Raw genomic sequence first — 19,709 nt, 5'->3', positions numbered from 1 at the left:
CTCCTGGGCCCCTTGCGGGGCCGCGTTGGGTGCCTCAGACCACTTGCGCCAGCGCCTGATCAATGACGTTGAATACATCTGCCGTGCTCTGGCACGCTCGCAGCTTGTCGAGGTTGATCCCGCTCTCGCTGCATTCATCCTCCAGCACCTGAGTCACCTCCATCAGCCCCTCCATGTGTTCATCCGAGGTGCTGCCCGCCAGCGTTACCAGCACGTCCACCGGCTCCTCTTCCCCCTCAAACTTCACCGGCGTGGTCAGGGTGACCAGTGCAAACGCCGTGCGATTGACTCCATCCTCCGGCCTCGCATGGGGCATCGCGAATTGGGGGGCAATCACGATATAGGGTCCCATCTTTTCAATGCTGCCGATGATCGCATCGTGGTAACGCGGCTCCACGGCACCGGAGCGGATCAGCATGTCAGTGCCCAGCTTGATGGCGCTGCGCCAGTCGCTGGCAGCCGCGTTGAGCAATACAGAGTTGTTTTCCATCAGAGATTGTTTGAATTTCATCTTGTTCTCCTTGCCCGCGGCCACATGCAGCGAGACTCATCGGCTTAATTCGCAAAGTTGTTCTTGATGATGCCCAGCAGTTCATCACCAAACGAATTGGGGTTGAGCATGTTCTGTACGCCCAGCACGAATTTGCCCTCACCTGGGCTCATCTCGCCGGCCAGATGCTTGGAAGAGACGATGATGTCGGTGGTCTGCAGCTTGGTTTTGTAATCGGCCACGGCGCAGGAGTCCATGACATGGGGCACGCCACGCTGCTCGAGAAACTTGCCGATCTTCATCTTCATCATCATGGATGAGCCCTGACCGTTACCGCATACCGCCAGGATCCGCACTGCATGTCCCCCTTTGGCACTCTCGGCTGGCGAGCCTGGCTGATCGGCCACGTCTTCTGCCACGGCGGCACTCGGGACAGCCATATCCTCTTCCATCCGCAGGGTGCGGGAAGCGAAGTACATATAGAGCCCGGTGCCAGCCAGTAACACCACGAAGAACAGGGAAGATAACGAGAGGCCCTGCATGATCACCGGGAATACCAGCGCCCAGTCAGCCATCCCCATCCAGCCGTTGAAGCTGGTGCCATTGACAGCGAACAGGTGGATAGCCCAAGCAGAGCCAAGCACCTCGATGATCCCCATGACGAAGCAGATCTTCATCACCGCTCGCCAGCCGCCAAAGTGGTTGGCGAACACCCCTATGGTGGCGTTGGAGAAGAACATGGGAATGAAGCCCGGGATAATCATGATGGGCGCCTGGAATGCCAGCAGGGCAAGCACAGCAAGGAACTGACCGATAGCACCCCACATGAAGCCAAAGACCATGGCATTCGGCGAGTAGGCGTAGATAGCGGCGCAATCGATTGCCAGGACGGCGTTGGGAATGACCCGTTCGGAGATCCCCTTGAAGGCCTCGGAGAGCTCGGCAACGAACATCCGCACCCCCACCACGATGACCTGAATGGCGACCGCAAACTTGAGACCGGTTTCGAGAATGTAGATGGACCAGTGAGTCTGACCCGCCATCTGTTGCAGATTATCGAGGCCAAACGAGAGCAGGATGATACCGAAGAAGATGGTCATCACGATGGCGGTCGCCGTGATGCTGTCGTGGAAAATGTGCAGCCACTTTGGCAGCTTCAGGTGATCGACGCTCTCTTCCTTGTTGCCCAGTTTCGGCGCCACCTTGGTGGCAATCCAGGAGGCGACCTGTTGCTGGTGACCGATGGAGAACCCCGCTCCGCCGGTTACTTCCTGAGTCGGCTTGAACATGATGTTGGAGGAGATGCCCCAATAGAGCGCCATGATAACGGCGGAATAGAGGATGGTTTCCCACATCGAGGCGCCCATCACCATATAGAAGACCGCGATGAGACCTACCTGCTGAAACATGATGTGGCCGGTCAGCATGATGGTGCGGATCCCGGTATAGCGCCGCAGCAACACCAGCAGAATATTGAGGGCAAGGGCCAGCAATACCGCATAGCCGACCCAGGAGTAGTTCTCTCCCATGGTTTCCATGGTCGCCATCATGGTGGTGTAGGGATCAATCACTGAACCGGTGAGGTGATGATATTCCGCAATCTTGTCCACCACCGGCTTGAAGCCTGCCACCAGCGTACTGGCGCCCACCTGCACCAGCATGAAACCGACGATGGTCTTAACGGTGCCCTTGACGACCGTCGTGCCATCCTGCTTGAGCAACAGGTAGCCAATACAGGTCACCAGCCCCAACAGCAGGGGTGCCTTGGTCATCACCTGACTGTAAAAGATGTAAAAAGCGTTGTAGAGGGTTTCCATATTTATGCTCCGTCCAGATGAGGACAACTCATGGCTATTGGATTGGTGCGGACATCTCACCATTCATATGGGCATTGCTTTACCTGACGCCCCGCGAGCAGATTCAACTGCCACCACTCACTATTAAATCCAAAATAATCATACATAATCACATCATGATTTATTGTGATGAAGATCGAGGTCGGGAGAATCTCTTTTTTCCACCATCTGGATGTGAAATTTCGGTTAAAAGGGTACTCAAAGCTGCATGAAAGGATTCAAAGAATCCCTATAAATAGGCAAAAAATAAGTAAACACAATAAATACAACCACTTAAAAACATACTCATCTCTTGATTGTGATGTGCCGCAATTAATCTCACAAAACAATCACCACAATCATTGATAATCACAAAACTGAGTAATATAGTCACAACCAATCAAAGCAAATCACTGACTCGCAACCATGCAAGTCATGTCATCACCCGATGAATCACCACTGTGTGAACCATCCAAATCAGAAAGGTATGTGAGATGAGCAAGATTGAAGAAATCACCCGTGAATCGTGGATCCTCAGCACCTTCCCCGAGTGGGGCACCTGGCTGAATGAAGAGATTGAGCAGGAAGAGGTCAAACCGAATACCTTCGCCATGTGGTGGTTGGGTTGCACCGGTATCTGGCTGAAGTCTGCCGGCAATACCAACATCTCCATCGACTTCTGGTGCGGCACGGGCAAGCGAACCCATGGCAATCCCTACATGAACAAGCAGCACCAGATGATGCGGATGGGGGGCGTGCGCAAGCTGCAACCCAACCTGAGAACCTCACCTTTCGTGCTCGATCCTTTCGGGATTAAAGATATCGATGCAGTGCTCGCTACCCACGATCATGCCGACCATATCGACGTCAATGTGGCGGCTGCCGTGCTGCAAAACTGTGGGGAGCATGTGAAGTTCATCGGCCCGAAAGCCTGTGTCGACCTCTGGTTGCGCTGGGGGGTGCCTGCCGAGCGTTGCGTGGTAGCCCGCGTAGGTGACGAGATCCCGGTGGGCGATATCGTGATCCAGGTACTCGATGCCTTTGACCGTACCGCGCTGGTCACCCTGCCGGCGGGGGTCTCCTCCACCGACAAGAGCATTCTGGATGGCATGGATGATCGGGCAGTGAACTATCTGGTCAAGACATCCGGGGGCAACCTCTACCACTCGGGGGATTCTCACTACTCCAACTACTACGCCAAGCATGGCAATGACTACCAGATCGATGTGGCGCTGCTCTCTTATGGCGAGAACCCCCGCGGCGTGACCGACAAGATGACCTCATCAGACATCTTGCGGGCCGGGGAGTCCCTCAACACCAAGGTGGTGATCCCGTTCCACCACGATATCTGGGCCAACTTCCAAAGCGATCCCCGCGAGATCGAAGTGCTCTGGAACATGAAAAAAGATCGCCTCGGCTATCGCTTCAGCCCCTTCTTCTGGCAAGTCGGTGGCAAATACACCTTCCCGACCGACCAGAGCAAGCTGCACTACCAGCACCCGCGCGGGTTCGATGACATCTTCATCGATGAGCCGGAGCTGCCTTACAAATCCTTCCTGTAAGCACGCCCTGTCATACGTCGGGTAATACGAGGGATGGTGATGGAGATGGGCCAGCAAAGCTGTCATCTCAATCACCCCCTCTATTACCCCCACCTCACCGGATAACAAGAAGATCAGACGATGCGCTATCACGCCCTGGCCCTCGATCTCGATGGCACCACCCTGACCAGTGTTCACACCATCATGCCGGCCGTCAAAGAGGCCATCATGAGGATCAAGGAGCAGGCCACCGTCATGCTGGTCACCGGCAGACACCACACTGCCGCCCACCCCTATCACCACGAACTGGGGCTGACCACTCCCATCATCTGCTGCAACGGCACCTACGTTTACGACTACGACCGGCGCGCCGTGCTGGCAGAGAACGCCATTCCCCATGAACTGGCACAACGCTTTTTCACGCTGGCAAGGGAGTACCGGCTCAACCTCGTCATGTATGTCACTGACCGCATGGTCTACTCCGCTCATCAGCCGGTGCGCTACGTGGCAGCCCTGCAGCAGTGGGCCAGTGGCTTTGCGCCGCCGATCCAGCCGCAGATAGCCAGTGTTGACTCGTTTGAAGAGGAGCTGGCCAACAGCAGCCATGTCTGGAAGTTCGTGGCCGAGGGAGAGATCACCGCCATTCAGGCCTTCTCACATCACCCCTGGGTACGCGAACACTTCAGTGGCGAGCAGTCATGGGCCAATCGGGTCGATTTTGCCCGCCGCGGCAACAGCAAGGGAGCGCGACTGCAGGATTATCTGGACCAGCAAGGGATCAGCCCGGCGCGACTGGTCGCCATCGGCGACAACCACAACGACACCTCCATGCTCTGCCTCGCAGGGATGGGCATCGCCATGGCCAATGCCGAGCAGGAGGTCAAAGAGATGGCCAATCGGGTCACCTGCGAGAGCAACGACGAGGGCGGGATCCTCGAGGTATTGAACCGCTATTTCCCTATCTGAATGCAGGAGCTTGTATGCACCACTTTGACCATAACTTACGCCTCGGCCTTTACGAAAAAGCGATGCCCTCTGCACTGGAGTGGCAAGAGAAAATTCTGTCGGCCAAGGAGCTTGGCTTTGATTTCATCGAGATATCCATTGATGAATCAGATGAAAAACTGCAACGGCTCGACTGGTCAGATAGCGAAATCTATCGGCTCAGACGCCTGTGCGAGCAGCACAGCTTGCCGTTGCACTCCATGTGCCTGAGCGCCCATCGCCGCTTTCCGTTTGGTTCGCAGGATCCGGCCATCCGCGCGCAGGCGGCCATCATCATGGAAAAAGCGATCGATCTGGCATACAAACTCGGCATTCGCTGCATCCAGCTGGCGGGCTACGACGTCTATTACGAGCCGCAAAGCGACGAAACCCACCGCCACTTCATCGAAGGAATGCTGGCAGCCGCCAAGATGGCGGAACGGGCAGGCATCATGCTGGGTGTGGAGATCATGGATACCCCCTATCTCAACTCCCTCAGCAAATTCGAGGTGCTGAAAAAGCAGATCCCCTCCCCCTACTTCATGGCCTACCCGGATGTCGGCAATATCACCGGCTGGAACTATGACACCTGCACCGAGCTGCAATTGAGTGCAGACCATATCGTGCAGATCCACCTCAAAGACACCCGCAAGGTAACGGCCAGTTGCAGCGGGCAGTTCCGTGATCTGGTCATTGGCGAAGGAGAGGTCGACTTTGCCGCCATTTTCCATACTCTGGCAAAAATCGGTTACAACGGCCCCCTGGTGCTGGAGATGTGGGCCAAGGATGAAGAGTGGGCCAGCAACCTGAAAACGGCCAAAGCGCGACTGGTCGAACACGCTCGGCAAGCCGGTCTGGCGATCGCCTGAACGCCCATTATCAGAAGAGTAAATAAGGTTGCTGTCATCGACACCCATGCGCGATATAATCACCACCCAATCAGATTCAATCATCATCAGGCATGATATGACAGAAGCACATCGCCATAACGCCATTTTGGAACTGCTCAATCAGAAACGTCATCTGTCGGTCAACAGCATAATGCAAGCCTTTGATATTTCTCCGGCCACTGCGCGCCGCGATATCAACAAGCTCAATGACTCCGGCAAGCTGCGCAAGGTGCGCAACGGGGCCGAAGCCCTGATGCAAGCCAGAAAGGCCCACTGGTCTCCTCTCGACAGCAATGAAAGCCTCAATCACAGCGAAAAGGTGCGCATCGCCCAGGCGGCGGCTGCGCTGATCAAACCGGGGGAAAGCGCGGTCATCAACTGTGGCTCCACCGCCTTCGTGCTGGGTCAGGAGATCTGCGGACAGGATGTTCAGGTCATCACCAACTACTTCCCGCTCGCCAACTACCTGATCGAGAATGACCATGACGGCGTGGTGATCATCGGCGGTCAATACAACAAGTCGCAATCCATCACCCTGGCACCGCAGGACGAGATCTCCTCCCTCTATGCCGGGCACTGGATGTTTACCAGCGGCAAGGGTGTCACCGCCGATGGTCTCTACAAGATGGATATGCTGACCGCCATGGCGGAGCAGAAGATGCTCAACCACGTCGGCCGACTGGTGGTACTGGCCGACAGCAGCAAGGTGGGACAACGGGCAGGTATGCTGTTTTGCGCCGCCAGCAAGATCGACATTCTGATCACCGGCAAGGATGCGGATAAAGAGGTTATCGAGCAGATCAAAGCCAAAAATGTGCAGGTCATTCTGGTGTGACCGGATGAGGAGCGGGAGAGGCATGATGCACCACCCTCTCCCGTCAAAAACCAGATACAAAAAAGCCCAAGCGGGTGACCGCTTGGGCTTTCTCTTTGAATATGGCGGAGGAGGTGGGATTTGAACCCACGGATGGTCGCCCATCGCCGGTTTTCAAGACCGGTGCATTCAGCCGCTCTGCCACCCCTCCGAACGGCGAGCATACTACGTCAAGCGCTTGTTCATATGCAATACATATTTCCTGTGGGATAGTGTGCGGGAGCAAAATGGCAGGTGGCTTGAAATTGTTCCTCGTCATCCCTATTTGTTCTTCATAGAATGCTTAGGCTTTAAGTGATGACGAGACGGCCGCTCGCCGCCTCAACAGGACACCAAGAGGACACCCAAGATGGATACCCGTTCTATCTACACCGGCACCCAGAGTGCCGCACGCGATACCAACAAGGTGCTGCGTAATACCTATATGCTGCTCTCCCTCACCCTCGGCTTCTCTGCCGTGGTGGCGGGCATCGCGACCGTAATGAACATGCCGCCGCTGCACTGGGCCATCTTCCTCATCGGCGTATACGGTCTGATGTTCCTGACCGAGAAGAACCGCAACAACAGCATGGGCCTGGTATTCACCTTCGCCCTGACCGGTCTGCTGGGCTATAGCCTGGGCCCCATCATCAACATGTACATGAACAATGGTGGTGGCGAGATCGTGATGACCGCCCTTGGCGGCACCGCGCTCACCTTCTTCGGTCTGTCGGCCTATGCCCTGACCACCAAGCGTGACCTCTCTTTCATCGGCGGCATGCTGTTCGTCGGTTTCTGGGTACTGCTGGTAGCCATGATTGCCAACATCTTCCTGCAGATGAGCGCCCTGAGCCTGGCTCTTTCCGCCATGTTCATGCTCTTCTCCTCCGGGGCCATCCTGCTGACTACCCAGCAGATCGTGCGCGGCGGCGAGACCAACTACATCTCCGCCACCGTCACCCTGTATGTCTCCATCTACAACATTTTCCTGAGCTTGCTGAGCCTGCTTGGCGGCAACCGCAACTAATCAAAAACCCCGCTTCGGCGGGGTTTTTATTGGCTCCTGTTTCTGTCAGGATAAGTTGCAAATCAAGGATATGATGCGAAGCGGCCCTGATCCAAATCAGGGCCGCTTCTCGCTTGGCGGGGTAACATCCTGCCCTCGTTTCGTTCAAGGGTTGTTCCTGTTTCATGCCGATGGATCTCTCTGGCCTGCTGCGCCGACTGCTGACCGATAGTCACATCTACTTCGCCCTCAAGGTGCTGCTGGCCATTCTCGGTCTGCTCGCCTTCACCCTGGCCACCGGCAATATCCAGCTCACCGTGCTGCTCTCCCTCGGGGTAGTCGCTGGCGCCATCGCCGAAACCGACGACAGCCTGTGGGGACGCCTTAAAAACCTCGCCATGACGCTCATCTGCTTCATGTTCGCATCCCTCTGTGTGCAGTATCTCTACCCCACCCCCTGGCTGTTTGCCATCGGGCTGGCCAGCTCCACCTTTATCTTCGTGATGGTGGGGGCGCTCGGTGCCCGCTATGCCACCATCAGCTTCGGCTCGCTGCTGATCGCCATCTACACCATGCTGGGGGCCGCCAAGGCGCCGGATCTCTTCTACCAGCCGCTGGCCCTCGGCGCAGGCGCCCTCTGGTACGGGCTGGTCTCGTTTATCTGGCTCTGGCTGCTGCCATACAAGACCCTGCACGAGCAGCTGGCCCAGAGCTACTTCGCCCTTGGCCGCTACCTGCTGGAAAAATCCCGCTTCTTCCCGGCAGACGAGCACGGCGCCCAGGCCATTCGCCATAATCTGGCCCAGCTCAATATCAATCTGGTGAGTGCGCTGACCCTCACCAAATCGGCCCTCAACGCCCGCCTGAGCCGCCGCCATCCGGCCAGCCCCGAGCTTGCCAGCCTGCTGCGCCTCTACCTGCTGGCGCTGGAAATTCACGAACGCGCCACCTCCAGCCACTACCCCTACAGCCGGCTGGAAGCGGAGCTCAAGCAGGGCATAGTACTGGAAGGATTTCAGGAGGTGTTCCTGCAACTCTCCGAGGCGTGCCAGCGGCTCGGTTACGCCATTCTGGTGCACAAGCCCTACGCCCATAACAAGCGCATTCACTGGACGCTGGAAGCCCTCGGCGATCAGCTGGAGTTCACCAATCTCAAGCAGCACTACCCGAAAACCCTGCTGACGCCGATGAAGTTCCTGCGCCGCAATCTGGCCAGCATCAACCAGCTGCTGGGCAGCGCCGAAGTGCTGCAAAACCCCGAGCAGCCGGAGCAGGAGCTGCCCGCGCTGGCCAAGCCGCCCCGCCTGCCGCTGCTGACCCAGCTCAAGCAGCACCTCACCTTGCACTCCATGGTGTTTCGCCATGCGCTGCGCCTCTCCTTGGGGCTGGTGATCGGCTACGGCATACTGCAAGCCTTTGATCTGGAAAAGGGCTACTGGATTTTGCTGACCGTGCTGTTTGTCTGCCAGCCCAGCTACAGCGCCACCCGCCGCCGACTGGTGCAGCGGATGCTCGGCACCTTCGCCGGTATTCTGGTGGGCATTCCGGTGCTCTGGCTCTTCCCCGAGCTGCACGTTCAGCTGGTGGTGATGGGGCTGGCCGCCTTCCTGTTTTTCACCCAGGTGCGCAACAACTACAGCGCCGCGGTCTGCTTTATCACCCTCTACGTGCTGATGGCGTTCAACCTGCTCGATGGCATCGGCTTTGCCATTCTCGGGCCACGGCTGCTCGATACCCTGCTCGGCTGCCTGATCTCTTACGGGCTGGTGGCCTGGCTCTGGCCGGACTGGCAGTACAAGCGGCTGCCGACGCTGATCGCCAACTCGCTGTCGGCCAACGCCCGCTACCTCTCGGCAGTGCTGGCGAGCCTCAAGCAGCAGCGGGACGAATCCATCGACTATCGGGTGGCGCGCAAGAGCGCCCATCTGGCGGACAGCGAACTGGCTACCGCCTGGCAGAGCATGCTGGTGGAGCCGCAAAAGCGCCGCCGCTTCCTCGATCTCTGCTTTACCCTCACCTGGCGCAACCATGCCCTGCTCTCCTACATCTCGGCGCTGGGGGCTCATCGCGACAAGCTGGAGGCCATCAGCGGGCTGGATGAGGTGCGCCACCACATCTGCCACACCCTGGAGCAGGCCGCCGGTCATCTGGCGGGCAACCCCTCCAGCTCCATCGGTGGTCAATGCCCGGTGATAAGTCCCGACAGCAGCGAGGAGCAGCTGATGCTGACCCAGCAGCTCAACCTGATCAGCGAGCTGGCGGATCAGCTGCTGCATCTGGCCAACGAGAGCCGGTTGCTCACCGGGGATCAAGGCGCTACCATGCCCGCCCAATCCTGATAGCCCCATTAGCGAGGAGCCCTCATGTCTGCGTCCGAAAAACATCAGCTGGAATTCAACGGCCAACTCATCGAGACCGATGCCAAGGGCTACCTGCTCAACAGCAATGACTGGAGCGAGGAGCTGGCGCTGGTGCTGGCTGCGCAGGAGGGGATCGAGCTGGAGGAGCCGCACTGGGAAGTGGTGCGCTTTGTGCGCGCCTTCTATCTGGAGTTCAACACCTCCCCCGCCATCCGCGCGCTGGTCAAGGCGATGGAGAAACAGTACGGCCCCGAGAAGGGCAACAGCCGCTATCTCTACAAGCTGTTCCCGGAAGGGCCCGCCAAGCAGGCGACCAAGATTGGCGGCCTGCCCAAGCCGGTGAAGTGCATCTGATCCCATGCATCTCATCCCATAACAACGGGGGGCCGCAACTGCGGCCCCCCGTTGTGTTTGGTGCGCTATCTTCGCGCACCGTCCATTCATATCCCTCGCACAGACTCGGCCAGCCTTATTCCCGCTTGTCAGCCAGCGCCACCAGCTGCTCCGCCAACCGGTGACCGTGCAGGTAGGAGGTGATCAGCTCGCTATCCGCCTTGCCGATTTCAATCTGCTGATACCAGTGCTCCAGCATGGCGGCAAAGCCGCGCTGGGCCAGCACCGGCTGCCAGTCGCTGGGGCCAAGCATCTGCGCCTGCTTGTCGCGGGCGATGATGCCGCGGGTGCAGTTCTCAAGGTGCAGGGAGAGGTTGTCGCCATAGGCATCGATGCGCTCCTCGGTGATCCCGGCGCTACGGTTCATGCTGCCGCTGATGGCGCGATTGCCACTCTGCCAGCTGATGCTTACCCCGGCCAGCAAACTCTTGTCCTGCGCATCAGGGCGCAATACAGCATGAAAGTCACCGTCCGGCACGCCGCCATAGAAGCAGAGGCTGTCGAGCACATGGATAAAGTCGTCGAACATAAAATCCCGCGCCTTGCCCGGCAGGGCGAAGCGGTGTTTCTGCCAGTTAAGCTCGGTGAGCGGCTGGGCCCGCGCCTCGGCCATGGCGGGCAGATAGCGGCGGTTAAAGCCGGTAAAGAGGGGGCAATCTTGCGCGATGGCGAGGTTGGCCAGCGCCTCGGCCTCGGCCAGATTGTCGCACAGGGGCTTGTCGACAAAGGTGGGGATCCCTGCGCGCAGGCACTGCTCGGCCAGCTCGCGGTGAACGGCGGTGGCGGCGTGGATCATCACGGCCTCGGGGCGGCTGGCCAACATGGCCGCCACATCGGTAAAGCACTCGGCGACCCGATACTGGCGGGCGAGCGTCTCCAGCACCGCTGGATTACGGGTGCAGAGCAGCGGGGTGACCCGCTCATCGCTAGCAAGCAGCGGCAGATAGGCTTTTTGGGCGATATCCCCCAGACCAATCATGGCAATGCGCATGACAACTCCTTGTTTTATCTGGCAAGCGTGTGAGGGGCTACGGCAACGACTCTTGCGGCAACCCGGCAATGCAAACTGGCCGACAGGGTAACACTCCCCTCTCGCCGCCTCCATCGGCGGCACCAAAAACAACGGGGGCGACCCGCTGGTCGCCCCTGTCGATTCATCCCTTGTCCCCGGCCAGCCAATGGCGGCCTGCGGGCATCAGCCCCGTGACAGCCCCTTGAGGGACTGGCAGTCGTAGTAGGTGATGCGCGGCTTGTCGTTGTAGTTAAGATCGATCACCCCGAACAGCATCTTCTGGGCCGGCAGATAGATGTGGACATAGTTGGCCTGCTTGGCATCGGCGACCTTGAGACTCTCCTGACTATTGTTCATGTAGGAGTTGAGCATGCCGGCGGTGCTGTAGCGCTCCAGCAGGTTCATCGGCATCTCTTCGTTGTGCTTGAGGGTGCAGTTGTTCTCCGGCTTGGGCGGGAACTGACCAATAACCACTTTGCGCCCTTCCGGACTGGTCTTGTCGACAGAGGTCATGCTGCCTGCACAAGCAGTCAGCAGCAGAGCGGGCAATAACAGAAACAGTTTTTTCATGGAACCTGAACTCACAAAATGAGGCCATCCCGGCCCGGGTTTTCGCCGCGGTGGGGGCCGAAGCATCTGCCGCCAGCCTCACCGCCGTCGCTTGTTATATAGGGTCTCGCCAAGGCGAGTGGCGCGCATCTTCACACCCCGCCCGTCGATATTCAATCACTATTCAATCAACAGGGCGGGAAGAGTGTAACCAGATATTTCATGGGGTTATCCAGCCCGCGCCGGACGCGCTTTGCCGCCCTTTTCAGCCAACCAGCCGATCGGAGGCAGGCCCCACCCTTGCTGGCCTTGGGGCCGACGCCCCTTGCCTCTGTTGCCCGCTGTTATCCGGTGATCGGGGGGATGATTTACCTCGCCCCTCCCCCTTGGGTTCGCCCATGCCAAGAACCAATCGTTTCACCTATGTAACGCTTTAAGGGATTTATGTTTCACCTGCGCAAAAATCAGGATTGGGCTGGCAGCAGCGGTTGGCAGGCAGGGACGAGCAGCGATCGCCCGACTGGATCACAAGGGATTGGCCGAACTGGAGAAATGGTGGGACGGGGCGGAACAGGATGGCAGGTGATGGCCGGACAAGGGCTTGTCCTCAACCGGCCTCACCGGCCCGAACGCATGTGGTGCGATCAGGCGGAAGCGAGCGGGGTGGCAGCCTTGATCACCTCGGCCAGCCACTCGATGGCGAGATTGCCCTGGCTTTTGCGATGTCTGCCGACCACCACCTCGAACTGCTGCGGCGCCCCGGCCAGCTCCAGCACGCGAAAATCGCCGAGGGCGGCGATGGCCGACGGAATGCAGGCCGCCACGTCATTGACCGACATAAAGGCTTGCAGCGAGGTGTAACAGGGGAGCGTCGCTACCGCCGCGCTGGCAACCTGCTGCGGGCTCATCTGCCCTTCGAAATTGCCGACGCTGTTGGCGAACTGCACAAAGGGGATGGCCGCCAGCTCCTGCGGGTCATTGTCCGGAAGATATCGGGAGTCGCGACGCAGCACGCAGCAGTAGTGATCCCGGCGCAGGGTGGCGCGCAGCAACCCCGGGTCGAGATAGGCATCAAAACCAATCACCAGATCGACCTCGCCGCTGGCCAGCGCCTCCAGATGCAGTTCGGCCTGAAAGTCCACCACATCGAGCCGGATGGAGGGCGCCTGAGTGCGCAGGGCGCTCGCCAGCCTTGGGATAATGGCGAGCTGGGCATATTCGTTGGCCATCACCCTGAAGGTGCGCTCGCTGCTGGCGGGATCGAAGGGGGCAGCCACAAAGACCCCATCGATATCGGCCAGGATCTGCTCGAACCTGGCGGCCAGCTCGCAGGCGTAATCGGTCGGCTGCAACCCGGCGCTCTGGCGGATAAAGAGCTCGGCGGGAAAGAGATCGCGCAGCTTTTTCAGATAGCTGCTCACCCCCTGCTGGGAGATCTCCAGCAGCTCGGCCACCCGCGACACACTCTTGTATCTCACCAGCAGCACCAGCACCCGCATCTGCCTGATATCGATCCTCTCCACCCTTGCCTCACCAATTTCAGTTGTATCACATACAAATAACCCATGATTTACATTGTATCAGTGGCTCTCTAACCTTGCAGCTCTTCCAGCAAAGCGAGGTTAACGATGAAAACTGTCATTCTGATTGGTGCTCAGGGGAAAATGGGGCAAGCCGCCCTCAGTGGTCTGGGCAAGCACAAAGTGATCACCGCCAGCCGCTCCGGCGAGGGGTGTGATTTTCAGGTGGATATCACCAGCCGAGAGTCCATCGAGCGGCTCTACCAAAACGTGGGCTCCTTCGATGCAGTGGTCAATACCGCCGGCTATTGTGAATACGCCCCCTTTGGCGAGATGAGCGACGAGCAGTGGCAAACCACCATCCAGAGCAAGCTGATGGGGCAGATCAATCTGGTCAATATCGGCCTCAACTACATCAATCAGGGGGGCTCCTTCACCCTGATCTCCGGCATCCTCAATATCAAGCCGATCCCGCTGTCCATTGCCGATGCCACCACCAGCGGCGCCATCGATACCTTTGTCCAGTGCGTGGCCCACGAGCTACCCCGCGGTATCCGCATCAATGTGGTCAACCCGACCGTACTGGAAGAGGCGTGGGACGTATATGGCGAGATGATGCCGGGCTTCCAGCCGGTGCCGGGCGCTCTGGTCGGCAAGGCGTTTGAGCGCTCCGTCGATGGTTTTATTAGCGGTCAGGTGCTCTATGTCGATGCCTGATTCGGTTCAGGTGTGAACCCAATGCCTTTGTAACTCCTTGTCGATGTTTTTCCTCTTCCCCGAAAGCGCCAGCTCTCGGGGCTTTTTGTATGGCGGGGGGCAGAACAGCAATAGAACGGGTTTCGTATTGAACCCATTTTGGCTACCATGCCGCACTTCACGAAGCGATAAGGGCAAGGACGCGATGAGCAACGAGACACTGCAATCCCTCTTTCACTACAAACGCTGGGCCGATGGCGAGCTGCTGGATGCCATCGCCACGCTCGATGCGCAGCAATATGGCGAGGCCCACCACACCTGCCTCAGGATCTTCAACCATATCCATGTGGTCGATGCCATCTTCAAGGCCAATCTGCTGGGGGAAAACCACGGCTTTACCGCCACCAATACCCCGGAGACGCCAACCCTCACCGCCCTGCGCAGCGCAGTCACCGAGCTGGATAACTGGCTGGTGGATTACGTTGGGGCGCTGAGCCCGCAAGAGGGAGCAACCCCGCTCTCGTTTCGCTTTGTCGATGGTGACAAGGGGCAGATGAGCTGCGACGAAATGCTGCTCCATCTGGTAACTCATGGCGGCTATCACAGGGGCGCCATCGGGCGGATTCTGGTGCAGTGCGGCATCACGCCGCCGCGCGATACCCTGACCACCTTTTTGCATCGCAGCGAGCCGCAGCGGCGCAACCGCTGATCCCGGCACCGGCAGCCACCACAGCTCACAGGTTTATGGAGATAGAAAAAAAGGAAGGAAGTCGAGACTTCCTTCCTTTTGGCTTGCACAGCGGCCTGTGACTCAGTTGATCTTGCCCATTTCGACGGCAAAGCTGGTCGCCAGCTGGGCAAACTTGAGAGCGTGGCCAGCCGAGGGATCCGAGTTTTGCAACGTATCCTGCGCCGTGTGGATCCTGGGGTTGTATTCGCTAAAGCGTGACTCGAACGGCATGGCGGCAGGGTAGCCCTGATTGTGCCAGGAGGCGTGATCCGAGCAGCCATAGCCACAGCTGTCATAGCCATAGCTGACTTGTGGCAGGTAGGCATCGATCAGCTGGGTGAGGTAGCCGGTCAGCCCCTTGTCGGTGTAGTCGGTCATAAAGACGATGTCGTTCGCCGAGCCCTTGTAGTTGGTCATGTCCAGCTGGAGCGCGGCCAATACCCTGGTGTTGGCCGCCTTGTAGCGGCTGGCGATATCCTTGGAGCCCCGCAAGCCCACCTCCTCTGCCGCATAGCCGATAAATTGCAGGGTGCGCTCCGGCTGGCGGCCCTGTTCGGCGATGACCCGCAGCACCTCGGTCAGGGTGGCGATGCCGGAGGCGTCATCATCGGCGCCGGGGGCCAGCGTCTTGCTGTTGGGGGCCGAGCCGGCGGTGGAATCGAGATGGCCACCGAGCACCACCACCTCGTCCGGATAGCGGCTTCCCTTGAGGGTCAGTACCACCGATTGTTGCGGGTAGCCGCTATGTTTGACCCGGCTGACGCTGGCCCATGGCAGGGTGCTGCCGAGGCTCTGCCACTGGCTGGCCACCCAGTCGGCGGATTGCGTGCCGGTGGTAGTGGTGTAGTAGCGGTTACGCCAGCCGGATAGCTTGCTGATGGTGCTGGCGATATTGCCTTGATCCAGATGGGGCAGCAGCCGGTTGACACTGGCCCCCTGGGTCAACGGCGGTGCGCTGAACAGGTTTTGGCTAAGGGGCTGGGCCATGCTCTGCAGCGCATCGGCCAGGGTCGTGTGCACCACATAGCCACCGCAGCGCTGATGGCCTTCGTGCATCAGGTGCGAGAGGGAGCCAAGCTCGCTTGCCTCAATCTGGGCCAGCTGGACGGGCGCCCCGCTGGCACTGAACAGAGGGGAGAGCTTGGCATTGACCTGCTTGAGTTCAACCCCGCTATCGGCCCCAATCGTGATCCACACGGGCGCACCCGCCTGAACGGCAAGGGGAATCAGGGGGAGCAAAAGAGCTGCAGTCATCGCTTTCATGTCGGATCCTTCCGGTTATGGTTAACAGTAAACAGTAAACAGTAAACAGGCTTAATAGGTCTCATAAGAAGACCAAACTAGTCTAGTCACCCACTGCCGTTAAATCGACCACTTCCTGCGCCAAATGGCACCACCTGATGTAAAGCGCGCCAGCTGGGGGTTTTAACTCTACCGGGCCCCCTGCTTTTCCCTCCCCGCCCCTGTTGCCCTGCCCACACCACCCCTTGATTGTTCCACCTGCGCAACAGCTCTTCGCTTATGCGTTGCACCAGTAAAACAATTTGAGGGGTTCCAGCTCCCGGCCATAGCCGCAGGATGACCAGCAGCCAGCGCCCGATCACTGTCCGGTTGGCGGCTAGGTCGCAGAGAATGAAGAGTTTGATAGCGGTCATAAAACGCGTTGTTTCTGATGGTTACATCAGGTTAAGGCTCACCTCGACAGTGTCGTTTGGCTTACCATGGCCACTCAGAACCTGTTGGACTGCGATGGGTTGCTGCCAGCGCGGGTCAAGGGAGCATATTGGAAGCTGTAATCCACGGGCGGTAGCGTGAGATTTGGCGAAGTTACGCCTTGCACAAAAGGTGAATGTCTCAAAATCCTTGTTGAATTTAAGATATGCAATGGAGTTGTATAATGACGAAGCTAAACCAGCTTTCTTTTTCTGAATATGATTTGAACGAGATATTGACTGCAAGCCAGTTTAATAAATTGGTTCTTTTTATTGGCGCTGGTTTTTCAAAATTCAGCGAAACTGAATTAGTTAAAATACCAACCTGGAGTGAATTAATAAGTGAATTAAAAGACGATTTAGGTTTGCCTGATGAAAGTGACTTTCTAAAAATCGCCCAACTATATTTTCTCAAATATGGACAGCATTCCTATGTAAAAAAAATAAAATCCTCTATTAAAGATTTAGAACCAAGTTTTTTCCATAAACAGCTATTTGAATTAAATCCTCACTATATAATTACAACTAACTGGGATGGCCTGCTTGAAAAAACTGCACAAGACTTGGGTCTTGCTTATGACTTAGTTAGTTCTGATGTTGATCTAGCACAAAGTCATCTGGATAAAAAAATCATCAAGATGCATGGTGATTTTAGACAAAATAATTTTGTTTTTAAAGAAGATGATTATTTGCAATACAGTCAGAATTTCCCACTTATTGAAAATTTTATAAAAGGAATTTTCTCCACAAGCACGGTCGTTTTTTTGGGTTATTCTTATAATGATTATGATTTAAAACAGATTGTTTCTTGGGTGACAACCATATCTAAAGCTACGCCAAGGAAATATTTACTCCAGAAAAATCACGATGATGCGCAAGCTCTTTATTTAAGAAATCATGGAATATCTTTGTTGACACCGATGAATAATAACATCAGTTATTTTGACCTTTACTCTGAATTATTCAATGATCTCAAAGCTATTCAAAATCAGGATGAACTTATAAAAATGATTCTAATTTCTGCCGAGGCAGAAGTAAAGAAAATAGATGACAATCTAATGATGTCTGACTCTAATAAAAAAAAGCTCAAGAATGAAATTCAAGAGCATTTAACAAAGAGAGTCAATAATTTTGTAGATAAAAAAATTAAAGCATTAACGCAATACAAGACATTACTCCCTGAGCAAATCACTAAAAAATTAACCAATAGTACAATTGAGTATAGTCAGAGTGGAGTTTCGTTAATATCGCACAGGGAAAATTTAACCTCAGATTATGACAAACACATTAGGAAAATAAATAATATATATCTAGACAATGTATTTAATACGAATAGTGATTTTAAAAAAACTTTTTTATCAATTTTAGAAAAGGCATTCATAAATGCAGTTCGTTATGGTTACAACCATAAGGAAGTTAAATTACCTTCAGGGTTAGAGCTTGAGCTGTATGGGAAAATGTATTTCTCCTACTCACAAGATAGTGCCGAAATTCTTTTTGTTAATCATGAATACGGTAAGCTTTTAGAGATGCTTACCTCTAAGGTTAAATATTACATCAATGAGAAAAACTATATTCTAGCCACCATCCAAATGGCTAATTTTGATAATGTTTACAATATATTAAAGCAGGAGTTTTTATCCAAAAACGATGCTAATCTAGAGGCTTTTACAGCAATAACAAAAAACAGACATCCATTTGATTTTAAAAGTAAAATCATTGATTTCCCTCGAGATTTACAAAGTGATTTACGAGATCTAGTAGAGATTCTTGAATTTACTGAAATATACAAAGCTTACTATCGATTCGATGTTGAATCGAGAAAGAACTTAGGGTACTTACAGACTAGAAAGAATGGAGGAATAGCATCCTCTCATGATGAGTTTAAATTACGATACAAATTGTATCCATATGTTTATTTTATTTTAGGAAATGATATTTTAATTGAAGAGTTCACAGAGGTAAAAACGTTATTTTGGATTAACATTATTGGAAGCATGGAGCATTCTCTAGCTGAGAATACACTCTATGTTAATGTAATGGATTTATTCATCTTAATTAAGTATTGTGACACAAAAAAACTCAAAGAATTTTTAGATACGCTAGTTAAGGGTAAAAAAATAACTACCATCAAAACAATTAATAATAGAGCATCTTATCACAACAAGAAATATTTGCTTATCGCCCTCAAAAACATTAGCACCTTGATGGGCTTGAAAAAAAACAATTCAATATATACAACTTCGATAGATCGCTGGGCTAGCAATATATTGATTGTACTAGGGTGCTTTCAGTGGAGTTCAAATCAATTAAAAACAATAATAATAAATTTAACTACCTTATTAGAGCAGAGAACACAAAATTTGGTAATTTATGACAATGTACGGCTGTTTCTCTCTGTGAACGAATTTTTATATCAAAAATCCCATCCAGACATGTTAAAAGCTTTAGATATAATTCTTGAAAAAATCCATAAGAAAGAATTGAATGGCTACGATCAGCACGCAATTTTATCTGGTATTTTTATTAATATTTTCAACTTATCAAAAAAACATAATTATACCTATAAAAATACCGCTCTATTAAAATCAGTACTTTTAGAAGTAGAGCCACGTAGTGATGAATGGAAGAAGTTTATTACTAACAACCTGCTTTTATATATTAAAAGCATAGGGAATGACGAAGTTAAAGCGATAATAGATAATTTCATTGAAAAAAACATATTGAACTTGGCGTGCATAACAACTCAAGATATCATGGACCGTTTATCGCTAATTGCAAATGGATACCCAGCACCTGATTCTTTCCTTCCAGTTATCCGAACGTTTGTTTCTGATAATATACCAAGTAATATATATAACCTAGAGTTTATCAGAAATAATGTAGAGTCAAATTTCCCTGCATTAATTGAATTCCTCATAAATGAGAAAGGTCTAACTGAATTTCAGGAAGTATTAGATGACTTTAATGAGAGAATTAATTCTATAAAAACACCACCTGTCAATCCTAATGATGCGACATAGCTAGACTTGCAAAATATAGGCTATAAAGAGAGCGATTTATACTCTAAAATAGTTCTAGTCATCACCTGACACCAGACTTGAATCAAAGTATTGTCTAAATCATGATCGCTATCGC

At 54.3% G+C, this 19,709-nt stretch carries 16 protein-coding genes and 1 tRNA gene; 10 read left to right on the top strand and 7 right to left on the bottom strand.

Annotated features, from left to right (window positions below; genetic code table 11):
- Positions 1-34 precede the first annotated feature (34 nt).
- Positions 35-511: a PTS sugar transporter subunit IIA gene (locus tag AAHA41_RS02210; protein ID WP_041208221.1), complete on the bottom strand. Its 477-nt coding sequence runs from the start codon at positions 509-511 to the stop codon at positions 35-37.
- Between the two features lie 44 nt (positions 512-555).
- Positions 556-2,307, bottom strand: a complete 1,752-nt coding sequence (locus AAHA41_RS02205) for a PTS ascorbate-specific subunit IIBC (protein ID WP_323071036.1) — start codon at positions 2,305-2,307, stop codon at positions 556-558.
- A gap of 512 nt (positions 2,308-2,819) precedes the next feature.
- On the opposite strand from AAHA41_RS02205, the gene ulaG reads away from it, so the two are divergent.
- The 4 genes from ulaG to ulaR all read left to right on the top strand — a co-directional run bounded on the left by ulaG (position 2,820) and on the right by ulaR (position 6,575).
- Entirely contained in the window at positions 2,820-3,887 is a 1,068-nt protein-coding gene (gene ulaG / locus AAHA41_RS02200; protein ID WP_021229099.1) for an L-ascorbate 6-phosphate lactonase, read from the top strand.
- A 120-nt stretch (positions 3,888-4,007) separates the two neighbouring features.
- Complete coding sequence (locus AAHA41_RS02195) at positions 4,008-4,832, top strand: Cof-type HAD-IIB family hydrolase (RefSeq protein WP_323071315.1); 825 nt, start codon at positions 4,008-4,010, stop codon at positions 4,830-4,832.
- A 14-nt stretch (positions 4,833-4,846) separates the two neighbouring features.
- Positions 4,847-5,719: an L-ribulose-5-phosphate 3-epimerase gene (locus AAHA41_RS02190; RefSeq protein ID WP_323071313.1), complete on the top strand. Its 873-nt coding sequence runs from the start codon at positions 4,847-4,849 to the stop codon at positions 5,717-5,719.
- A 97-nt stretch (positions 5,720-5,816) separates the two neighbouring features.
- Positions 5,817-6,575 (top strand): HTH-type transcriptional regulator UlaR, encoded by a 759-nt coding sequence (gene ulaR, locus AAHA41_RS02185; RefSeq protein WP_021229102.1) that lies wholly within the window; start codon positions 5,817-5,819, stop codon positions 6,573-6,575.
- A gap of 102 nt (positions 6,576-6,677) precedes the next feature.
- Here the strand turns inward: ulaR and AAHA41_RS02180 are convergent.
- A tRNA-Ser gene (locus AAHA41_RS02180) sits at positions 6,678-6,765 on the bottom strand.
- Positions 6,766-6,963: 198 nt separating this feature from the next.
- On the opposite strand from AAHA41_RS02180, the gene AAHA41_RS02175 reads away from it, so the two are divergent.
- The 3 genes from AAHA41_RS02175 (at position 6,964) to AAHA41_RS02165 (ending at position 10,313) form a co-directional block, all read left to right on the top strand.
- Positions 6,964-7,620, top strand: coding sequence for a Bax inhibitor-1/YccA family protein (locus AAHA41_RS02175; protein ID WP_033113039.1), 657 nt, complete (start codon positions 6,964-6,966; stop codon positions 7,618-7,620).
- Between the two features lie 164 nt (positions 7,621-7,784).
- Entirely contained in the window at positions 7,785-9,938 is a 2,154-nt protein-coding gene (gene yccS / locus AAHA41_RS02170; RefSeq protein WP_201987010.1) for a YccS family putative transporter, read from the top strand.
- Between the two features lie 24 nt (positions 9,939-9,962).
- Entirely contained in the window at positions 9,963-10,313 is a 351-nt protein-coding gene (locus tag AAHA41_RS02165; RefSeq protein WP_005347582.1) for a TusE/DsrC/DsvC family sulfur relay protein, read from the top strand.
- A 115-nt stretch (positions 10,314-10,428) separates the two neighbouring features.
- Here AAHA41_RS02165 and AAHA41_RS02160 read toward each other — a convergent pair whose 3' ends face one another.
- From AAHA41_RS02160 to AAHA41_RS02150, 3 genes are all read right to left on the bottom strand, one after another.
- Positions 10,429-11,343 carry a Gfo/Idh/MocA family oxidoreductase gene (locus AAHA41_RS02160; RefSeq protein ID WP_323071304.1) on the bottom strand — a complete coding sequence of 305 codons (915 nt, stop codon included), beginning with the start codon at positions 11,341-11,343 and terminating at the stop codon, positions 10,429-10,431.
- A 204-nt stretch (positions 11,344-11,547) separates the two neighbouring features.
- Positions 11,548-11,934 (bottom strand): hypothetical protein, encoded by a 387-nt coding sequence (locus AAHA41_RS02155; protein WP_043849411.1) that lies wholly within the window; start codon positions 11,932-11,934, stop codon positions 11,548-11,550.
- A gap of 623 nt (positions 11,935-12,557) precedes the next feature.
- Complete coding sequence (locus AAHA41_RS02150; RefSeq protein WP_323071303.1) at positions 12,558-13,436, bottom strand: LysR family transcriptional regulator; 879 nt, start codon at positions 13,434-13,436, stop codon at positions 12,558-12,560.
- 105 nt (positions 13,437-13,541) lie between these two features.
- Between AAHA41_RS02150 and AAHA41_RS02145 the strand changes: the two genes are divergently transcribed.
- On the top strand, positions 13,542-14,150 hold the full coding sequence (locus tag AAHA41_RS02145) for a short chain dehydrogenase (RefSeq protein ID WP_323071301.1): 609 nt from the start codon (positions 13,542-13,544) through the stop codon (positions 14,148-14,150).
- A gap of 184 nt (positions 14,151-14,334) precedes the next feature.
- Positions 14,335-14,838, top strand: coding sequence for a DinB family protein (locus AAHA41_RS02140; RefSeq protein WP_323071300.1), 504 nt, complete (start codon positions 14,335-14,337; stop codon positions 14,836-14,838).
- A gap of 102 nt (positions 14,839-14,940) precedes the next feature.
- On the opposite strand, the gene AAHA41_RS02135 is transcribed toward AAHA41_RS02140, so the two are convergent.
- Positions 14,941-16,122, bottom strand: coding sequence for a M28 family metallopeptidase (locus AAHA41_RS02135; RefSeq protein WP_201967238.1), 1,182 nt, complete (start codon positions 16,120-16,122; stop codon positions 14,941-14,943).
- Positions 16,123-16,756: 634 nt separating this feature from the next.
- Here AAHA41_RS02135 and AAHA41_RS02130 point away from each other — a divergent pair.
- On the top strand, positions 16,757-19,594 hold the full coding sequence (locus AAHA41_RS02130) for an SIR2 family protein (protein ID WP_342697300.1): 2,838 nt from the start codon (positions 16,757-16,759) through the stop codon (positions 19,592-19,594).
- Positions 19,595-19,709 lie beyond the last annotated feature (115 nt).

The sequence above is a fragment of the Aeromonas sp. SER genome, assembly GCF_038739615.1.
In the GTDB taxonomy this organism is placed as follows: domain Bacteria; phylum Pseudomonadota; class Gammaproteobacteria; order Enterobacterales; family Aeromonadaceae; genus Aeromonas; species Aeromonas jandaei.
This window is presented reverse-complemented; position numbering and strand designations above follow the sequence as displayed.